The organism is Devosia geojensis (genome assembly GCF_000969415.1).
In the GTDB taxonomy this organism is placed as follows: Bacteria; Pseudomonadota; Alphaproteobacteria; order Rhizobiales; family Devosiaceae; genus Devosia; species Devosia geojensis.
The window spans coordinates 1-584 of the sequence record NZ_JZEX01000096.1; the positions used below are offsets into that span (position 1 = coordinate 1).

Consider the following 584-nt stretch of genomic DNA (forward strand, 5'->3'; position numbering starts at 1 on the left):
CTCTTCATCCCCGCCCCCTGCCCGCTTTCCTCCCCCCTGCTCCTCTTTTTCTCTTACTGCGTCAGTTTCCTCTCTACCCCTTCCTTCTGCCCCATCCCGCTTCCCCCCCCCTCCCCCCCCCCCTCCTTCCGGTCCCCTTCCTGCTCTTCCTCCCCTGCCGCATCGTGTCTGACGACGCCTCGTTCTCCCACCCCCCCTCCTACCTTGCTCCCTCTACCACATCTCTTGCTTCTTCCCTCCCTTCGCCGTCCTGTCCCCCCGTTTTCCCGCTTATCTCTCCCCTCCCCTTTTCTCTTCCTCCCTTCCTCCCCTTCTTCCTCCTTTTCCTCTCCCCTCTCTTCCTCCTTTCCCTCCTCTCTCCCCTCTCCCTTCCCCCTTTTTTCCTCCTCCTTCCTTTCTCCTTCTCCCCTCTCTTTCCTCCTCTCTCTCTTCTCTTCTCTTTCTTCCCTTTTCCCCCCCCCTTTCCCCCCCCCCTCCCTTCCTTTCTCCCTTTTCCCCCCCCTCCCCTCCCCCCCTCCCTTCCCCCCTTCTCCCTCTTTTCCCCCCCCCTTTCCTTCTTTCCCCTCCCCTTTCCCCCCCCCCTC

Annotated in this window: 1 protein-coding gene; it reads right to left on the reverse strand. The window is 62.0% G+C overall.

Annotated elements, in window-relative coordinates:
- Nucleotides 1–199: 199 nt before the first annotated feature.
- A partial coding sequence (locus tag VE25_RS22955; RefSeq protein WP_201776068.1) for a hypothetical protein occupies nt 200–584 on the reverse strand: 385 nt, incomplete at its 5' end.